The 17,688-nt window shown below is 38.7% G+C and carries 16 protein-coding genes; 11 read left to right on the top strand and 5 right to left on the bottom strand.

The window, feature by feature from the left end; genetic code table 11:
- The first annotated feature begins 1 nt into the window (after position 1).
- The 3 genes from pyc to FB379_RS03155 all read left to right on the top strand — a co-directional run bounded on the left by pyc (position 2) and on the right by FB379_RS03155 (position 7,837).
- The gene (gene pyc / locus FB379_RS03145) at positions 2–3,445 is read left to right on the top strand and encodes a pyruvate carboxylase (protein ID WP_063389662.1); all 3,444 of its coding nucleotides are present in this window, start codon (positions 2–4) and stop codon (positions 3,443–3,445) included.
- 455 nt (positions 3,446–3,900) lie between these two features.
- A complete protein-coding gene (locus tag FB379_RS03150) occupies positions 3,901–7,506 on the top strand; it encodes a dynamin family protein (RefSeq protein WP_144596973.1) in 3,606 nt (1,201 codons plus the stop codon).
- Positions 7,507–7,570: 64 nt separating this feature from the next.
- On the top strand, positions 7,571–7,837 hold the full coding sequence (locus FB379_RS03155; protein WP_063389664.1) for a YpbS family protein: 267 nt from the start codon (positions 7,571–7,573) through the stop codon (positions 7,835–7,837).
- Between the two features lie 359 nt (positions 7,838–8,196).
- Here FB379_RS03155 and FB379_RS18420 read toward each other — a convergent pair whose 3' ends face one another.
- Together FB379_RS18420 and FB379_RS03160 are read right to left on the bottom strand one after the other, a co-directional pair.
- A complete protein-coding gene (locus FB379_RS18420; RefSeq protein ID WP_157727946.1) occupies positions 8,197–8,364 on the bottom strand; it encodes a hypothetical protein in 168 nt (55 codons plus the stop codon).
- Positions 8,342–8,761 (bottom strand): reverse transcriptase-like protein, encoded by a 420-nt coding sequence (locus FB379_RS03160; protein WP_144596975.1) that lies wholly within the window; start codon positions 8,759–8,761, stop codon positions 8,342–8,344. The genes FB379_RS18420 and FB379_RS03160 overlap by 23 nt, the downstream gene beginning before the upstream one ends.
- Positions 8,762–9,114: 353 nt before the next feature.
- Here FB379_RS03160 and FB379_RS03165 point away from each other — a divergent pair, with 353 nt between their 5' ends.
- The gene (locus FB379_RS03165) at positions 9,115–9,333 is read left to right on the top strand and encodes a zinc-finger domain-containing protein (RefSeq protein ID WP_157728045.1); all 219 of its coding nucleotides are present in this window, start codon (positions 9,115–9,117) and stop codon (positions 9,331–9,333) included.
- Between the two features lie 70 nt (positions 9,334–9,403).
- Here FB379_RS03165 and cspD read toward each other — a convergent pair whose 3' ends face one another.
- The 3 genes from cspD to metA form a co-directional block, all read right to left on the bottom strand.
- Positions 9,404–9,607: a cold-shock protein CspD gene (cspD, locus tag FB379_RS03170; protein WP_063389667.1), complete on the bottom strand. Its 204-nt coding sequence runs from the start codon at positions 9,605–9,607 to the stop codon at positions 9,404–9,406.
- 378 nt (positions 9,608–9,985) lie between these two features.
- Entirely contained in the window at positions 9,986–11,125 is a 1,140-nt protein-coding gene (locus tag FB379_RS03175) for a diglucosyl diacylglycerol synthase (RefSeq protein WP_063389668.1), read from the bottom strand.
- Positions 11,126–11,185: 60 nt separating this feature from the next.
- Positions 11,186–12,094, bottom strand: coding sequence for a homoserine O-acetyltransferase MetA (gene metA, locus FB379_RS03180; protein WP_063389669.1), 909 nt, complete (start codon positions 12,092–12,094; stop codon positions 11,186–11,188).
- A 181-nt stretch (positions 12,095–12,275) separates the two neighbouring features.
- Between metA and FB379_RS03185 the strand changes: the two genes are divergently transcribed.
- From FB379_RS03185 to FB379_RS03215, 7 genes are all read left to right on the top strand, one after another.
- The gene (locus tag FB379_RS03185; protein ID WP_063389670.1) at positions 12,276–12,749 is read left to right on the top strand and encodes a glutathione peroxidase; all 474 of its coding nucleotides are present in this window, start codon (positions 12,276–12,278) and stop codon (positions 12,747–12,749) included.
- Positions 12,750–12,846: 97 nt separating this feature from the next.
- A complete protein-coding gene (locus tag FB379_RS03190) occupies positions 12,847–13,971 on the top strand; it encodes a conserved virulence factor C family protein (protein ID WP_066250259.1) in 1,125 nt (374 codons plus the stop codon).
- A gap of 59 nt (positions 13,972–14,030) precedes the next feature.
- The gene (locus tag FB379_RS03195; RefSeq protein WP_063389672.1) at positions 14,031–14,465 is read left to right on the top strand and encodes a BrxA/BrxB family bacilliredoxin; all 435 of its coding nucleotides are present in this window, start codon (positions 14,031–14,033) and stop codon (positions 14,463–14,465) included.
- A 373-nt stretch (positions 14,466–14,838) separates the two neighbouring features.
- Positions 14,839–15,420 carry a YpjP family protein gene (locus FB379_RS03200; protein ID WP_066250261.1) on the top strand — a complete coding sequence of 194 codons (582 nt, stop codon included), beginning with the start codon at positions 14,839–14,841 and terminating at the stop codon, positions 15,418–15,420.
- Between the two features lie 15 nt (positions 15,421–15,435).
- Positions 15,436–15,951: a phosphatidylglycerophosphatase A family protein gene (locus FB379_RS03205; protein WP_063389674.1), complete on the top strand. Its 516-nt coding sequence runs from the start codon at positions 15,436–15,438 to the stop codon at positions 15,949–15,951.
- A gap of 207 nt (positions 15,952–16,158) precedes the next feature.
- Positions 16,159–16,953, top strand: coding sequence for a thymidylate synthase (locus FB379_RS03210; protein ID WP_066250264.1), 795 nt, complete (start codon positions 16,159–16,161; stop codon positions 16,951–16,953).
- The gene (locus tag FB379_RS03215; protein ID WP_066250267.1) at positions 16,950–17,441 is read left to right on the top strand and encodes a dihydrofolate reductase; all 492 of its coding nucleotides are present in this window, start codon (positions 16,950–16,952) and stop codon (positions 17,439–17,441) included. The genes FB379_RS03210 and FB379_RS03215 overlap by 4 nt, the downstream gene beginning before the upstream one ends.
- The last annotated feature ends 247 nt before the right edge of the window (positions 17,442–17,688 follow it).

Here is a 17,688-nt window from a genome sequence, read left to right on the forward strand (position 1 = left end):
TATGACGAACAGAAAAATTGAAAAAATCTTAGTAGCAAACCGTGGAGAAATCGCGATTCGGGTATTTCGAGCTTGCAATGAATTGAATATCCGAACCGTTGCAATTTATTCCAGGGAAGATTCAGGTTCTTATCATCGATATAAAGCAGATGAAGCTTATTTAGTTGGCGAAGGAAAAAAACCGATCGAAGCATATCTCGATATTGACGGTATCATTGAAATTGCAAAAGCTCATGACGTGGATGCTATTCATCCCGGATACGGTTTTTTATCTGAAAATATCGAATTTGCTAGAAAATGCGAAGAAGCCGGAATCATTTTTATCGGCCCTAGAACAGAGCACTTAGATATGTTTGGCGATAAAGTGAAAGCTAGACATCAGGCGGAAAAGGCCGGAATTCCAGTCATTCCAGGCAGCAACGGTCCAGTCAAAAGCTTGGATGAAGTGATTCAGTTTGGTGAAGAATACGGGTATCCGTTTATCATTAAAGCTGCTCTTGGCGGCGGAGGCCGGGGTATGCGCATAGTCCGTTCAAAGGCTGGAGTAAAGGATTCTTATGAACGAGCTAAATCGGAAGCAAAAGCTGCATTCGGCAGCGACGAAGTGTATGTAGAAAAGCTGATCGAAAATCCGAAGCATATTGAAGTGCAAATCATTGGTGACCACGATGGAAACATTGTTCATCTTTATGAGAGGGACTGTTCTGTCCAACGTCGTCATCAAAAAGTCGTGGAAGTTGCTCCAAGCGTTTCTTTAAAGCAGGAATTAAGGGATAAAATTTGCGAAGCGGCTGTACGGTTAATGAAAAATGTCAACTATGTCAATGCAGGTACGGTGGAATTTTTAGTTTCCGGCGATGACTTTTATTTCATCGAAGTAAATCCGCGTGTTCAAGTAGAACATACGATTACTGAAATGATTACAGGGATAGATATCGTTCAAACACAAATTCTTGTGGCAGAAGGCCACTCAATTCACAGCCCGGAAGTTGGAATTCCAAGACAGGAAGACATTAAAACATGGGGATATGCTATTCAAGCAAGGGTGACGACGGAAGATCCGCTGAACAATTTCATGCCGGACACTGGAAAAATTATGGCGTATCGTTCCGGAGGCGGCTTTGGCGTTCGATTGGATACCGGAAACAGCTTCCAAGGCGCTGTTATTACACCTTATTATGATTCATTGCTTGTAAAAGTATCAACATGGGCGCTATCGTTTGAGCAAGCTGCCAGAAAAATGATTCGAAATTTAAGAGAATTTCGAGTTCGCGGAATAAAAACAAATATTCCTTTTTTGGAAAATGTCATTAAACATGAGAAATTTTTATCTGGAGAATATGATACGTCCTTTATTGATTCGTCGCCTGAGCTGTTCGTTTTCCCGAAACAACGAGATCGGGGAACAAAAATGCTCACATATATTGGGAATGTGACGGTGAACGGTTTTCCAGGCATCGGGAAAAAGAAAAAACCAGTATTTGATGAGCCACCGATTCCGCACGTAAAATTATCGGAGCCTATTCCAGAAGGAACGAAACAAATTTTAGAGAAAGAAGGAGTCGACGGCCTTGTTAAATGGGTAAAAGAACAAAAACAAGTGCTGTTGACGGATACGACTTTCCGAGATGCTCATCAATCATTGCTGGCAACTCGCGTGCGCACAAATGACATTAAAAAGATTGCTGAACCTACTGCGAGATTGCTTCCAAACCTGTTTTCGCTTGAGATGTGGGGAGGAGCAACGTTTGATGTTGCCTATCGCTTTTTAAAAGAAGATCCGTGGGAAAGACTTCAAATTGTCAGAAAGCATGTGCCAAACTTGCTTCTGCAAATGCTTTTGCGCGCATCGAATGCTGTCGGATATAAAAACTATCCAGATAATGTAATTAAAGAATTTGTCGAAAGATCAGCGGAAGCAGGCATTGATGTGTTCAGAATCTTTGACAGCTTAAACTGGGTAAAAGGGATGACCCTTGCCATCGATGCCGTCCGTAAAACCGGAAAAATTGCCGAAGCAGCCATCTGTTATACAGGGGATATTCTCGATCCAACAAGAAGAAAATATGATTTGAATTATTACAAACAGATGGCAAAAGAATTGGAAGCATCAGGCGCACAAATTTTAGGCATTAAAGATATGGCAGGACTGTTGAAGCCACAGGCGGCATATGAGCTTATTTCAGTGTTAAAAGAAACGGTCGATCTGCCAATTCATTTGCATACACATGATACGAGCGGAAACGGCATTTACACATATGCCAAAGCGATCGAAGCAGGGGTCGATATTATAGATACGGCGTTGAGCTCAATGGCCGGTTTAACTTCTCAGCCAAGTGCCAATTCTTTATATTATGCGCTTGAAGGTTCGGAAAGAAGACCGAATGTTAACATTCAATCATTGGAAAAGCTGTCTCAATATTGGGAAGAAGTGCGCAAATATTATCAAGACTTTGAGAGCGGCATGAAAGCTCCTCATTCAGAAGTTTATGTACATGAAATGCCTGGCGGACAATACAGCAATTTACAGCAGCAGGCGAAGGCTGTAGGTTTGGGTGACCGCTGGGAGGAAGTGAAAGAAATGTACAGCCGCGTCAACCAAATGTTTGGCGATATTGTTAAAGTAACTCCGTCATCAAAAGTTGTTGGTGACATGGCGCTCTTTATGGTTCAGAACAATTTAACGGAAGAAGACGTATATGAGCGTGGAGAATCGCTTGACTTCCCAGATTCAGTCATTGAATTTTTTGCCGGATATCTCGGCCAGCCGTACGGAGGCTTTCCGAAAGAGCTCCAGCGCGTGATTTTAAAAGGCCGTGAGCCGATTACAGTTAGACCTGGGGAGCTATTGGAGCCGGTTAATTTCCAAGCATTAAAAGAAGAGCTGGAGCAGCTGCTCCATCGTGAGCCGACGCCTTACGAGACGATCGCTTATGCACTGTATCCAAAAGTGTTCACGGAATATTTGAAAACATATGAACAATATGGAAACATTTCTGTTTTAGATACACCGACATTCTTCTACGGAATGCGTTTAGGCGAAGAAATTGAAGTGGAAATTGAAAAAGGAAAAACGCTGATTGTGAAGCTAGTTTCCATTGGCCAACCGCAGCCTGATGGAACGCGGATCGTGTACTTTGAATTAAACGGCCAGCCGCGTGAGGTTGTCATTAAAGACGAGAGCATCAAATCAACTGTTCAGCAAAGAGTCAAAGCAGATCCGCAAAACCCTGAACATATTGGAGCGTCTATGCCTGGAACAGTAATTAAAGTCTTGGTAGAAAAAGGCGAAAAAGTAAATAAAGGCGATCATTTAATGATCACTGAATCAATGAAAATGGAAACGACTGTTCAAGCTCCATTTGCAGGTGTTATTAAAGATATTTATGTGAAGAGCGGAGAAGCTATTCAAACAGGTGATTTGTTAATCGAAATCACTAAATAATAAATTTTGTGCCAGCCATTTTTGGCTGGTTTTTTTATGTAAGATTTTAAAATTTAAAACTTCGTTCGAAAAAACTATTGAAAATGATTTTCACTCATGTTATTCTTTAATTAATGATGAAAATCATTCTCAAGAAAGGCTGTGACGACATGACAATGCTTTTTGTCGGGAGTACGGTTTTGATTTATAGCATTTTAATCGGATATGTTTTGAAGCGAGTCGATTCAAATTCATAAATAAATTTTTCATACATTACATAGCGGGGATTGGCAAAAAACAGTCAATCTCTTTTTTATGGGGAAAATTGAGCTTTTTAACAGTCGCTTGGGAGGAAGCGAAAGTTATTAAAGCGGGTTTTTTTCTTGATCCAGGCTCCTGAAAATAATTTTTTTGCCTTCATTTACGGGCAATATGGTAAAATCAACATGAGGAATTGACGAAAAGGAGCCTGAGGTATGGGAAATGTAGTTGAGCAAGAACAAATCAGCAGCTTGATTCAAATATTTGAAAAGCTTCCTAAAGAAGTCAAAGCTTCCTATAAACAAAAATGGAAAGAATTAATTGAAAAAGAAATGCAGGATCAAATCCAAATTGCATTTATGGGCCATTTTTCGGCAGGAAAATCATCGCTGTTAAACAAGCTTGCAAACGGAACCATTTTGCCTTCGAGTCCGCTTCCGACCAGCTCCAATATCGTCATGCTGGCGAAAGGCGAACGTTTGACCCGTGTGCACCTGTTTAATGGCAAAATGTATGAATCGAAAGACGATTTGGATAATGAGCTGATCAGCAAGCTGTGCAAACAAGAAAATGAAATTGAAAAAGTATTTATTCAACGGCCTTATTTTACGATTCGTGAACATCTGATTTTAACAGATTCGCCGGGAATTGATTCAACGGATGACGATCATCGCAAAAGAACAGAATCGGCGCTCCATTTAGCGGATTACATCGTATATGTGACGGATTATCATCACGTTCAGTCGGAGCTGAATTTTTCTTTCTTGTCAAAGCTGAGGGAGATGAATAAACCGATCATCGTCATCATCAACCAAATTGATAAGCATCAAGAAGATGAAATCCCTTTTTCAACGTTTAAAACAAACATTGAAGCCTCGCTGACAGCTATCGGAATTGAAAAGGAAAATATTTATTATACGACAACGAAATCGCCTGAGCATCCTTTAAACGAATTTAAACAGTTAGAGGAGCGGTTAAATGGGCTTGTCGATAATAAAAAGCATTTAGTGCGAAAAAATGTATTGGAGCAGGCAAAAATTTTGCTTCAACAAATGAAGGAGGATTTGTCTAAAGAGAAAGCGGAGAGCCTTCATCTCTCATTGGATGAATGGAATCAGCTTGATCAGCTGCTTCAAAACAGCCAGCAAAAATTGTCGGAAATAGAACAGAAGCTCAAGCTGATAGATGAAGACATTAAACAGTTTGAAGCAGCATTTGATCAAGAACTTGATGGTTTGTTGAGAAACGCCAATCTTATGCCTTATGATACAAGGGAAAAAGCGGCAAAATTAATTGAAACCCAGAAAAAAGATTTTAAAGTTGGTTTGTTTTTCTCAAAAAAGAAAACAGAAGAGGCAAAACGAAATATACTTATTCAATTTTATGAAGAGCTGGCCAAAAATGTGGAATCGCAAATTGTATGGCACATCATCAATATGGCGAAAAAATATTACGAGAAGCATCATATCGACCAACCTTCTCTTTTACAGCAAATACTAAGCTTTTCGATCGAATTTGATGAAAATATGCTGCTTGACGTGATCAAACCAGGGGCTGAATTAAACGGTCAATATGTGCTCCAGTATGGGAAAGATGTTTCAAATGCTGTACAGCAATTGTGCAAACGAGAAGCTCAAAGCTTGCGCGATCACATGATCAAAGCATTACACGAGATGAATCAAACAGAAAGAGAACGGATGAAGCAGGAGCGGGAACAGCTTACAGTCAAACTGATGCAAATGTCTAAAGCGATTGATGAGAAAGAACAATTTATGAATGAGTTTAAACAGCTTTCCGACATATTAAATGGTCAAGGAACTTTTGACAATATCGATATCGAGCGATGGAAAGCCGAACATCTGCAAAAACAAATCATGGAATGGAATTCTCTTCAATCCCTTATTTCGAATGAAAAGCAAAGAAAAGATAAAAAAATAGAGAAAAAAGAAACCGAACGAAAACATGAAGCGGCGAAGAAAGATCAAATGACAAATAAGCTGCAAAAAGGGATTGAAATTTTAAATGAGACTGGGCTGGAGCATTCAGCCAACCGCTTAAAAGAAAAACTTTCTCAAATTGAGAACCGCTCCTTTCAAATTGCAATTTTTGGCGCGTTTAGTGCAGGAAAATCGAGCTTTTTAAATGCCTTGATTGGTGAAAAAATTTTCCCTTCCTCGCCAACTCCAACAACCGCTGTTATCAATAAATTAACCGGTGTTAAAGATGGCAAAAAACACGGGGATGTGGAAGTAGTCTTTAAAAATGAGCAGCAAATTTTAGAAGAAATTAATGAATTGTTAGCACCGCTTTCTCTTAAGGCGGAGCGATTTTCCGATTTGCGCGAAGCGATGCTTCAAGCAATGAAACGAACGGAAGATGAAATGGTTCAAAGAAGGCTGAACACCTTTTTAGAAGGAATCTCATTTTATGAAAAAGAAGATCAAAAAGTGAAATGGATCAAGGCAGATGAGCTTGAGTCATTTGTTGCAAAAGAAGAACGGTCATGTATGATTCAGGATGTAACGATTTATTATGATTGTGATCTGACTAGAAAAGGGATTACTCTTGTTGATACTCCAGGTGCGAGTTCATTTCACGGCCGGCATACAGAACTTGCTTTCCAATATATAAAACATGCGGATGCCATTATCTTTTTAACTTACTACAACCATCCATTTTCAAAAGGAGATCAGCAGTTTTTGGATCAGCTTGGTCTTGTAAAGGACGCCTTTACGTTAGATAAAATGTTTTTTATCATCAATGCAATTGATTTGGCGGAACATGATCAAGATGCAGAAGATGTTCGAAATTATGTCGAGCAAATGTTATTGTCCCATTCAATCCGAGAGCCGAAGCTTTTTCAAGTTTCAAGCTTACAGGCATTGGAAAAGAAAAAGATTTCAAAGGTTCGAGACGAGTTTCCGCATTTTCTCAAGTCGTTTGAACATTTTATCCATCATGAATTGATGACCGTTTTAATTCAAGCGGCTGAACATGAATTTCAACAGGCGGTCTCAGAACTTTCAGATATGATCAAGCTTTTGGAGCTTGATGAAAGCGAACGCGATCTGAAAATTCGCGAATTGAAGGATCAGCTCAATCGCATGCAGGAATTAATTCGTACGCAATCAGTTGACGAATACGTTATAACATTCCAGCAGGAAACGGAAGAATTGAACTATTACGTAAAACAGCGGCTTCTTCATAAACTTCCGGAGCTGTTTAAAGAGGCGTATCATCCTGGCAAATTTACAAACAGCACAAAGGGAGAAGCAGCCATTTTAATGGATTGTTTTAACGAAATGATAGAAGGATTGAATGTTCAGCTCCAGCAGGAAATGAACGCTACAACACTTCGTATTGAAAATTATTTAAACGGAATATTGCAAAAAATCAATCAGAACCTTTCCGACATGGTTGCTAAACAATGTGAAGCAGTTCCGTTTTCAAATATAGAAGAGGTTCAATGGGAAGAAATCCGGATCCAAGTTTCCGTTTTCCCTTACATTCAATTTGATGTTTCAAAAGCACATAAAGTGTTCCGAAATACGAAATCATTTTTCGAGCAGAACGAAAAGCAAAAGCTGTTTGATATTCTAGAACAGAATTTGAAAGATACGATTGACATGTCGGTGAGAGCTTTTGAAGAGCATCTGGCTCGCCATTACGAAGCATTATTGAAAAAGGAAATCGAACAGCTGAAGGAAAAAATGATTCATGAAGGGGAACAATTTATTCAAGCTAGATTAAAAACGTTGACAGCACCAAATGATGTACAATGGATGAAAGAAAAATTCAATGAATTAACATCGCTTTCATAAAGAGGGGCAGAAGCTCCTCTCTTCCTTTGAAAGTGCTCGAACTTAAAAATTAGGGGGAAAAAAGATGGCAGAAGTACATAAAGAGATAACAAAGCATTCAAACCGCCAGCACGAGATCGTGAAAAGGTTTTTGCATCTAGAAGAAAAACGGGAGCAGGCAATCGATGAAGCTGTAATGCTTTGCGAAAAGGGGCTTCATTTTTCCGTGCAAACGATTAACGAAATTACAAAAGAAATGAATGAGCTGGCCAGAACCACCGGAATCGTTCCGCAGCGAAAATACGTAACGGAAGAAATGGTAAAAGAATATGTAAGTCGGAAGCAAAGCTGAAAGGAACTGGATGACCCAGTTCCTCATAAAATTTATGGAAGAGTCTTTATTTTCTGGATGCTAACAGAACGTGCAAAATGGTTTGTGGAAATGTTTTTTGCCGGGAGAAGCCGCAAAAACCAAGCTCATCCCTCTGATCAAAAAGCGGATGATCTCATGGGGCCCCGCTCTTGATGGAACGCTCATAAACGTTGTTAGTTTATTGTGTTCTAATACATTAAAGGTCCCGGTGAATGTTCACAAACGTTGTTAGTTTATCGAGCTAATACATTAAGGTCCTGCTGAACGCTCCGAACGTTGTTAGTTTATCGTGTTCTAATACATTAAAGGTCCCGCTGAACGCTCCGAACGTTGTTAGTTTATTGCGTGCTAATACAATAAAGGGTTCCAATGAAAGACCAGAACGTTGTTAGTTCTTCTTCAATAATATGAGTTAACACATAAAGCCCTCCGAACGATAAAAAATGCTGTTTCCAAATATAAGCAACACGAAAAAACTTAAAATCAGCCGCTTGTTGTTCCTTCATGATCAATCCCTTTTTGAAGCTGCAATGCTTTTTTGGCTAATTCATCAGCCGTTTTGTTTTGCTTTTCGGGAATCCATTTAATAAAAAACAAATCAAATTGATCGATGAGCTTTAACGCTTCTTGAAGATGGCTGTTATAGCGTTGATTTTTTGCATAACGTTTAAGCACTGCTTGCTCCACTGCCTGTGAATCGGTTCTGAAAGAGACGATCTTATATCCTTTTTCAAGGCAGATCATAAGTCCTTTGACTAATGCAGCAAATTCAGCTTCATGATTATCCATGACGCCAAGGGGGAAAAAATATTTTTCTTGAATGTTCGTTCCTTTTATATAAATACCGGCGCCGGAAAGTCCGGGATTTCCTTTTGCCGCACCATCTATGTAGACTTCTACCAATCAATTTCACTCCCTTAGAGGAATTTTTTTAAAAATGAAGAATATAACATGTCATCAAGATCATGATAAGGATGAAAAAAGCTTAAAATAGATGTGAGGAGCTTTTGATCTTATTAAGTAAAACATCTATTTGACTGCCTTTTTCTTTTCAAAAAAATCGATGTGATTATACCATACAATTCGATCAATGTCTGTAAAAACCCTTTTGAGTGAATCGGTTGCAAGGTTGAACAGAATATGGTATAAAAAATTAGTCTCTTCAATTGAGAATGCGAAAGATACATTTTCGAGAAAGTACAATCTCTTTTTGTGAAACAGCATAATGATAAATAAAAAACAGTGGAGATGGAATGATGAAAGATCGTGCGGCTATATTTGAAAAAGTGACTGAATTAATGGATGAATATTGCGTAAATTGTTTTTTAAAAGCTCATTTTCGAAAAGAATACGGAAAAACATATGCCCATTCATTTTGTATTAATAAATGCACGGTGGGACAGCAAATTAAAGAGCTGGGGAAAAATTTGAGGGGGACACGCAAGCGCGGCGATCGAAAATTCAGTAATAAATAAAAATTCCGAAAATAAAAAATAAAAAGAGGCAAAAGCCTCTTTTTATATTTGAAGATCAAATGATCATCGATTATAATTTTACAACGTTCGCTGCTTGTGGTCCACGATTTCCTTGGACAATTTCAAAAGATACCGCTTGACCTTCTTCTAAGGTTTTGAAACCTTCGCCTTGAATTGCAGTGAAGTGGACAAAAACATCGTCTCCGCCTTCAACTTCAATAAAACCATAACCTTTTTCATTGTTAAACCATTTTACTTTACCATTTTGTTGCATATTTCGATTTCCTCCTAATACTTTCCGCACAAAGCCGTGCTTAAAAAATTTTTTATCATTTAACAGGAATATAATGCAACAAGCAAGGTCTCAAAACCTTAGGCTGCCTATATTCAGCTAAATGATATATCTACTATACACTAACCAATTATTGAAAGTCAAGTTTATTCCAATGATTCGAATTTTTGTCAAAACGCTAAGATGGAAATTGATTGGGAATAAATCAGCTTAATTGCCGGCTACATGACAAGGATGCTTTCACCGTGAAAATCGGTGCTGTTTTCTCGCAAAAAAAAGCATTTTCCAGGTAATACGAGGAAGTTAATACGATAAAGCGACGTCATTTTATAAAAAAACGAATGTCTTATTGACACTCGTTTATGAAATATGTTCATGAATATATTTAGACATTCGTTCACTTTCTAACTTTATGTCGTCTAAAATGGTGTCCACAGCGTTTGGATGGTACAGTTGAAAAATATTTTTACGCATCCGTTTTAATTTATCAGGTGAATGCAATAATTTGTTCACCTCATCAATCATATCAGATACATTGTTGACGATGACCGCAGCGCCGTGTTTTGCAAAGAATTCCGCGTTTTCTTTTTCCTGCCCAGGAACCGGGTTGTATAAAACGAGAGGAACCGAAAGGGAAGAAGCTTCTGTTAACGTAATTCCTCCGGGTTTTGTAATCAACAAGGAAGCAATTCGAAACAGCTCGTCCACTCTTTCGACGTAACCCAAAACTTTCAATTGATCTCTGCTTGCTTTAGCAAGAGGGGCTAAGCGGTCTTTGAGCGCATGATTGTTTCCGCATACAACAACGGTTTGGACGTTTTCTGAATAGCGCATCGCTTCGCAAATTTCTTTCACATTTTTTAAGACGCCGTGAGCACCTGCCATAATAAGCAAAATATGTTTGTTCTCACTTAATCCATATTTGCGGTACAACGGTTCTATCTCAATATTTTCTTCAAATCGGCTGCGTATAGGAATTCCGGTAACTTTTACGTCTTTTTCGTCGATCCCTAAGCTGAGAAGTTTTTCTTTTACATCTTCACATGCAACATAATATTTATCTATGTTTTGATGCACCCAAATTTTATGTAAACAAAAATCTGTCATGACATTAAAGGTCGGAATCACGTGACCGGTGCGTCTCCGGTATTCGGGTACGACGATCATTGGAAACGTATTGATGATGATATCGGGTTTTTCAGCAGCAATCACTTGTTCGAGTTTTTTTCTGCCCATTGTGTAATAAACATTCATGACTCGTTTATTGTACATTTTATCTACACCATAATAAAACAAACGGTAAAACTGTTTTCCAAACGAAAAGCTCTTTAAATACAGGTATTTTGTGAATTCAGTAATGAGTGGATGAGACTCTTGATATAGATCGCAAACGATGACGTCCATACCCCGTTCCATACATCGCTTTTCCAGCGTCTTTGCCACTTGAATATGCCCGTTTCCGTACTTTGCTGTCAAGATCAAAATTTTCTGCTTATTCATAAACGATTTCATCACCTCAATTTCAGAACGTCGTATTTTAATCCGACCAGGTTGCTATTATTATTCCCAAATATAAGGAGTTTCTTGATATACATAATAGTTAAGCCAGTTGACAAACAGCAAATTCGCATGTGACCGCCAGCGATTGTAAGGCGATTTCGTCGGGTCGTCATTAGGGAAATAATTTTTTGGGATTTCGATGTCAAGTCCTCTCGCCAAATCTCGTTCATATTCATCTCTTAATGTTGTTGCATCATATTCAGGATGTCCGGTTAAAAAAATAAATCTCCCGTCTTTCGAAGAAATAAGACATACACCCGCTTCATCCGAATAAGACAAAATCTCTAAATCTTTTTGTTTTTTCACTTCTTCCACATCGATGTCCGTATGGCGAGAATGAGGAACGTAATAGATTTCATCGAAACCTCTTAACAGCTTGACGGAAGGATCTGATATTTTATGTTCAAAAACGCCGAAGCATTTTTTCGGCAGCATATATTTATCGATGCCGTAATGATAGAATAGGCCTGCTTGAGCACCCCAACAAATATGCAAAGTAGATGTCACATTTTCTTTCGTCCATTCAAAAATGTTTGTCAACTCTTCCCAATAATTAACAGCATTAAAAGGCATTTTTTCAACAGGAGCCCCTGTTACAATCAACCCGTCGAATTTTCGATGCTTGACTTGATCAAACGTTGTATAAAATTGTTCTAAATGCTGCTTTGCCGTTGTTTTTGGCGTATGGGTTTTCGGACGCAAAAACGTGATATTAACTTGAAGCGGAGAATTTCCTAAAAGTCTGAGAAGCTGGGTCTCCGTTTTTTCTTTTTCTGGCATTAAATTTAAAATGGCAATATTTAATGGGCGGATATCCTGAGTGTAAGCCCTTTTTTCATCCATCACGAAAATGTTTTCCTTCTCCAATATTTCTTTTGCCGGCAAATTTGCTGGTATATTAATTGGCATGTATGTGCACCTCCGGAATGTAATCGAAAAACAAAAAAATGAATCATGTGAAGAGCGAAACAGAACATGATCAGACTAAGTTTTGCTAATATTATAGATAGTTTAAAATGATATTTCAATTTTAGATTTGTTATTATTATGACTGTAATGTAAAATCAACGTAAATGGAGGGGGAGGCGTGATGACTGTTTATGACTTTGATGTAAAAACCGCAGATGGGCAAACAATATCACTATTACAGTATAAAGGAAATGTCATGCTCATTGTCAATACTGCAAGTTATTGCGGCTTTACGGAGCAATACAAAGATTTGCAAAATTTATATGAAACATACAAAGAAAAAGGATTTGTCGTACTGGCGTTTCCGTGTAATCAGTTTGGCAATCAGGAGCCGGGAACGGACGAAGAAATCCAAACATTTTGTGAAAATTATGGTGTGACATTTCCCGTCTTTTCAAAAATTGATGTGAGAGGCCCGAATGCCCATCCTTTATTTGTGTACTTGACCGAACAAATTCCAGGCGTGTTTGGAACAAAGATGATTAAATGGAATTTTACAAAATTTTTGATCGACCGCGACGGCAATCCGGTAGAGCGATTTGTTCCGCAAACAAATCCGAAAGACATCGCTCCTTATATCGAAAAGCTTTTGTAAATTCTCCATTATTTCACTGCAAGTGCTTTTGGAAAGAATTTTGCAGACTGGCATGTTAAAATGGAACTAGCTAAGAGGAAGTAGGGAGTGACATCTTGTGAACATTAAGTCGATTGAACCTACCCCAAGCCCTAATACGATGAAAGTAATTCTCGACCAAGAGCTTCCGGCAGGTAAAAGGAACAATTATAAAAAAGAAAATGCTCATGAAGCACCAAAGGAAATCCAATCCATTTTAGCAATTGAAGGGGTGAAAGGGGTTTATCATGTTGCAGATTTTATGGCCATTGAACGAAACAGCAAATATCATTGGCAGGATATTTTATCAGAAGTAAGAAGCATTTTCGGCGAGCAGGTTGAAGATAACAGCCAGGACGCCTATTCTCCTGAAGAAGGATATGGCGAAGTAAAAGTGTTTATTCAAATGTTTCACGGCCTGCCGATGCAAGTAAAGCTGACAGACGGACATGAGGAGCGCCGCTACGGGCTGCCTGAACGCTTCCGAAACATGATCATGGAAGTTCAAAAGCATGCGAACAACGTTGTTTTAGAAAGGGAATGGAAGGAGCATGGCGTCCGCTACGGAGATTTGGATGCAATCGGCCAGGAGGTTGTCGATGAAATATCAGCAGCCTATCCGGATGACAGGCTGGAACGCATAAAAAATAGAATCATTCATCAAAAGGATGAAAAGGAAACGTTTAAGCGATTCAGCTACAAAGTAACGGTTGACATGCTTGATGATCCTGATTGGCAAAAGCGGTTTGCCCATTTGGAGCAAATGGATCCAACGCTTGAAGATTTAGATGTGCTGGAAAAAGCGTTGAATGATGAGAAAGCATCGATACGAAGACTTGCAACGGTCTATTTAGGAATGCTCGAAGATCCGGCTGTCCTTCCTTTGCTCTATAAAGCGTTAAAAGATAAAAGCGTTACTGTTAGAAGAACAGCAGGTGATGCGCTATCTGACATCGGGGACAAAGCGGCTATTCCTGAAATGGCGAAAGCATTGAAGGACAAAAGTAAACTTGTTCGTTGGCGAGCAGCCATGTTTTTGTACGAAGTAGGAGATGAATCTGTTTTAAAGGAACTGAAGGAAGCGGAAGACGATCCAGAATTTGAAGTGAAAATGCAAATAAAGATGGCAATAGAAAGGATCGAAAAAGGAGAAGAAGCAAAAGGATCCGTTTGGAAGCAAATGACCGAAAGCCGGCAAAAGTAGCATATTTCTGTTTCATAAACGAATAATGTTAAATATAGTAAAAATTAGGGGGATTGAAAATGTCAATGGCTTATGAAGAGTATATGCGTCAGCTCGTTCAACCGATGAGAGATGAGTTGACAAATGCTGGATTCCGCGAATTAGTTACACCTGAAGAGGTGGATCAATTTATGGAATCAGCGGAAGGGACAACGCTCGTCTTTGTGAATTCCGTTTGCGGCTGCGCAGCGGGACTTGCAAGACCAGCGGCAACACAAGCTTTAGTAAGAAGCGAAAAAACCCCTGACCATCTCGTAACTGTTTTTGCGGGTCAAGATCGGGAAGCGACGGCAAAAATGAGGGAGTATTTTATCGGTTATGAACCGTCGTCGCCGTCAATGGCTCTTTTAAAAGGAAAAGAAGTTGTCCATTTTATCCCAAGACATGACATTGAAGGCAATACGCTGGAAGGAGTTATGGAAAATCTTCTTCAAGCATTTGAAAAGCATTGCTAATGATATTCAGCTTCTTAAAAGTAAAAGAGCTCATGGTCTTCCATGAGCTTTTAGTCTGTAAGTTCCATTACAATTAAATATGCAAGTGTAATAAAGCTACCTATTATGAACATTGCATCATACATATGTACTTTCCTCCAATCAACTAGAAAAAATTTTGCAGGATGAGTTGAACGGTCATTTTCTGCCGGTTTCCCAAATTGTCGGCTTCCGATCTGCTGCCTCCAACTTCTGATTTTTATTTTACCCTTTTTTCTCGTTTTTTTGAACCCATTTCTTTTCAGTCAAAAAACTCTATCAAATATCTATTTTGATTAAAATATGATAGAATGATAGTATCGTTTGTTCATTTGGCGGAAAGGATGTTGGGAACTTGAAAAATTGGATTCGAAAATCGCTTGTCGTTTTATTTACACTCGCAACATTCGGGCTTGTAGCGCCTCCGTCCGCCTTAACCGTCAATAAACAGGCTCCTGACGCAAACTATGCACCGGAGGCCGAAGAGAAAAAACTATTACTGCATCGTGATTCACAAGATCAGTCAGCAATAGAACAGCCAAACATTGTCGATCAATTTTTGTTTGAAGCGGAAAAACAATCATTTGAAAAATTCGGCAAAAAAATCAGCGGTGTGATAGAAGATGAGTTTCGCAACTTAGTTTTGCCGCAAATGGAAGAAGTGATCAAAACCTTCTTGGCAACGGAGAAGGAAAAATTTGCAGATTTGGCTATATCCCAAAAACCTGCGAATGGAAAAGGAGAAAAAATTTTTCACATTTATGATCGTACGAGCGGAAAAGACTTGATACGATTTCATGTTCGCGTCGATCATCCGCCAAAACAAGGCTATTGGTTTGATTTTCATTACCATACATACCATGACCACTTTCAAACCCATTATGCATTGGGGAAAATTTATTGGGACACAAACACACCTCCAAATTGGATGCAGTAAAGGAAGTGATTGAAAATGGCGTATTCACTTGAAAAGCTCCAAAAAAAAGCGATTGAATTATTGGAAGATCGGGGAGTAACATTAAAAGACATTGGACAAATCGTGTTGGAGCTGCAAAAAAAATACATTCCCGATCTGTCTCTTGAAGAATGCACATACCATGTTGAAAAGATTTTAAGAAAACGAGAAATCATTCATGCTGTCTTGACAGGAATTGCTTTAGACAAGCTTGCGGAACAAAAATTGCTTCCTGAACCTCTTCAGCAAATTATCGAATCAGATGAACCGCTATATGGAATTGATGAAATTTTATCGTTATCGATTGTAAATGTTTATGGGTCAATTGGATTTACGAATTATGGCTATTTAGACAAAGAAAAATTTGGAATCATCAAAGAGCTGAACAATAGCCATGACGGGAAAGTCAATACATTTTTAGACGATATCGTGGCAGCCATTGCTGCAAGTGCAGCTAGCCGCATTGCTCATAATAACGAAGATGTAAATGATAAGCTGGAAGAGATAAAATAATTTCAGAAAGTGTGCAGCGGGAAATAATTGGCGATTCGCCAATTTTTCCATTTTTAAAGATGGAGATTGCAAAAATAAGCTGCATGAGACGGCTTTTTCGATCCGGATTTTGAAAAAATTTTTTCGTTTGACAAACGGTTTAATAGCAATGAGAGAACGAGCCGATTGTAAACTAAAGTAACATTTCAACTAAAGGATGTGTCATCAATGGAACAATACTTAAATTTATGCAGACATGTGCTTGAGCACGGGGTTAAAAAACAGGATCGGACGGGGACAGGAACCATCAGCACATTTGGATATCAAATGCGTTTTGATTTGGCTAAAGGGTTTCCTCTTGTTACGACGAAAAAAATTCATCTAAAATCGGTCATTTATGAGCTGTTATGGTTTTTAAAAGGTGATACAAACGTAAAATATTTACAAGAACACGGTGTCCGAATTTGGAACGAATGGGCAGATGAGAACGGCGACTTGGGCCCCATTTACGGCTACCAATGGCGTTCGTGGACAGGTGCAGACGGAAATACCATCGACCAAATCTCAAATGTCATTGAACAAATTAAAACGAATCCACATTCACGGCGATTGATTGTAAGTGCTTGGAACGTCGCTGATTTAGATAAAATGGCTCTACCGCCGTGCCATGCGTTTTTCCAATTTTATGTTGCGGAAGGAAAGCTTTCGTGTCAGCTTTATCAACGATCCGCAGACCTTTTTTTAGGTGTGCCGTTCAATATTGCTTCCTATGCGCTTTTAACGATGATGATTGCTCAAGTTTGCGACTTGGAGCTCGGGGAGTTTATCCATACATTCGGCGATGTTCATATTTATAACAACCATATTGAGCAAGTAAAATTGCAGCTGACGAGGGAGCCGCGGCCTCTTCCGACAATGAAATTGAATAAAGAGGTAAAATCCATTTTTGATTTTACTTATGAAGATTTCACGCTGGAAGGGTATGATCCTCATCCTCACATTAAAGGTGAGGTGAGTGTATGATTTCCTTTTTGTTTGCGATGGATGAAAACCGGCTGATCGGAAAGGACAATAAGCTTCCTTGGCATCTTCCGAATGATTTAAAATATTTTAAAGAAACAACGATGAACAAAAAGATCGTCATGGGCCGTAAAACCTTTGAATCGATTGGACGGCCCCTTCCCGGAAGAGAAACGATTGTGTTAACAAAGAATGAAAAGTTTTCTTGCGAAGGCTGTCTCGTTTTTCATTCGATAAATGAATTTTTGCAATTTGCCCAAAACAATAAGGAAGAAGAAATGTTTGTAATTGGCGGAGCGAAGATTTTTGAAGCGCTGCTTCCGTTTGCCGATCGGCTCTATGTAACAGAAATTGAGGGGGAGTTTGAAGGCGACACATATTTTCCAAAAATTGATTTTTCTGAATGGAAGCTTATTTCCCAAAAAGATGGAGTAGTTGATGAAAAAAATGTTTATCCGCACCGCTTCCTTGTGTACGAGCGAAATAAATAAGAACGGTCTGAGTCAATTTGAAGTCAAGGAAGCATTGCTTCTTTCGCCGGCTTCTATAGGACATTAAAAAAGGCGCTGCAGCGTCTTTTTTAGTTGTGCCATATCTTGCAAGTAATACATATAAGAATCATATAATTTCACATGTAAAATTGGATTCAATCGGTCAAAAAAGCCGATTTCTAAATAAAAACAATAGATGTAATTTTATTTTTATTTGAATCGTGTTATAATTTAAAAATTAAGAAAT

This window comes from Aeribacillus composti, assembly GCF_007827555.1.
Lineage (GTDB): Bacteria > Bacillota > Bacilli > Bacillales > Aeribacillaceae > Aeribacillus > Aeribacillus composti.

Coding starts and splice junctions, on each gene's coding strand:
- FB379_RS03185 (WP_063389670.1), top strand. CDS start 12,276: ATGACTGTTTATGACTTTGATGTAAAAACCGCAGATGGGCAAACAATA.
- FB379_RS03165 (WP_157728045.1), top strand. CDS start 9,115: ATGAAAGATCGTGCGGCTATATTTGAAAAAGTGACTGAATTAATGGAT.
- FB379_RS03215 (WP_066250267.1), top strand. CDS start 16,950: ATGATTTCCTTTTTGTTTGCGATGGATGAAAACCGGCTGATCGGAAAG.
- FB379_RS03210 (WP_066250264.1), top strand. CDS start 16,159: ATGGAACAATACTTAAATTTATGCAGACATGTGCTTGAGCACGGGGTT.
- FB379_RS03150 (WP_144596973.1), top strand. CDS start 3,901: ATGGGAAATGTAGTTGAGCAAGAACAAATCAGCAGCTTGATTCAAATA.
- cspD (WP_063389667.1), bottom strand. CDS start 9,607: ATGCAACAAAATGGTAAAGTAAAATGGTTTAACAATGAAAAAGGTTAT.
- pyc (WP_063389662.1), top strand. CDS start 2: ATGACGAACAGAAAAATTGAAAAAATCTTAGTAGCAAACCGTGGAGAA.
- FB379_RS03175 (WP_063389668.1), bottom strand. CDS start 11,125: ATGAATAAGCAGAAAATTTTGATCTTGACAGCAAAGTACGGAAACGGG.
- FB379_RS03195 (WP_063389672.1), top strand. CDS start 14,031: ATGTCAATGGCTTATGAAGAGTATATGCGTCAGCTCGTTCAACCGATG.
- FB379_RS18420 (WP_157727946.1), bottom strand. CDS start 8,364: ATGAAGGAACAACAAGCGGCTGATTTTAAGTTTTTTCGTGTTGCTTAT.
- metA (WP_063389669.1), bottom strand. CDS start 12,094: ATGCCAATTAATATACCAGCAAATTTGCCGGCAAAAGAAATATTGGAG.
- FB379_RS03155 (WP_063389664.1), top strand. CDS start 7,571: ATGGCAGAAGTACATAAAGAGATAACAAAGCATTCAAACCGCCAGCAC.
- FB379_RS03205 (WP_063389674.1), top strand. CDS start 15,436: ATGGCGTATTCACTTGAAAAGCTCCAAAAAAAAGCGATTGAATTATTG.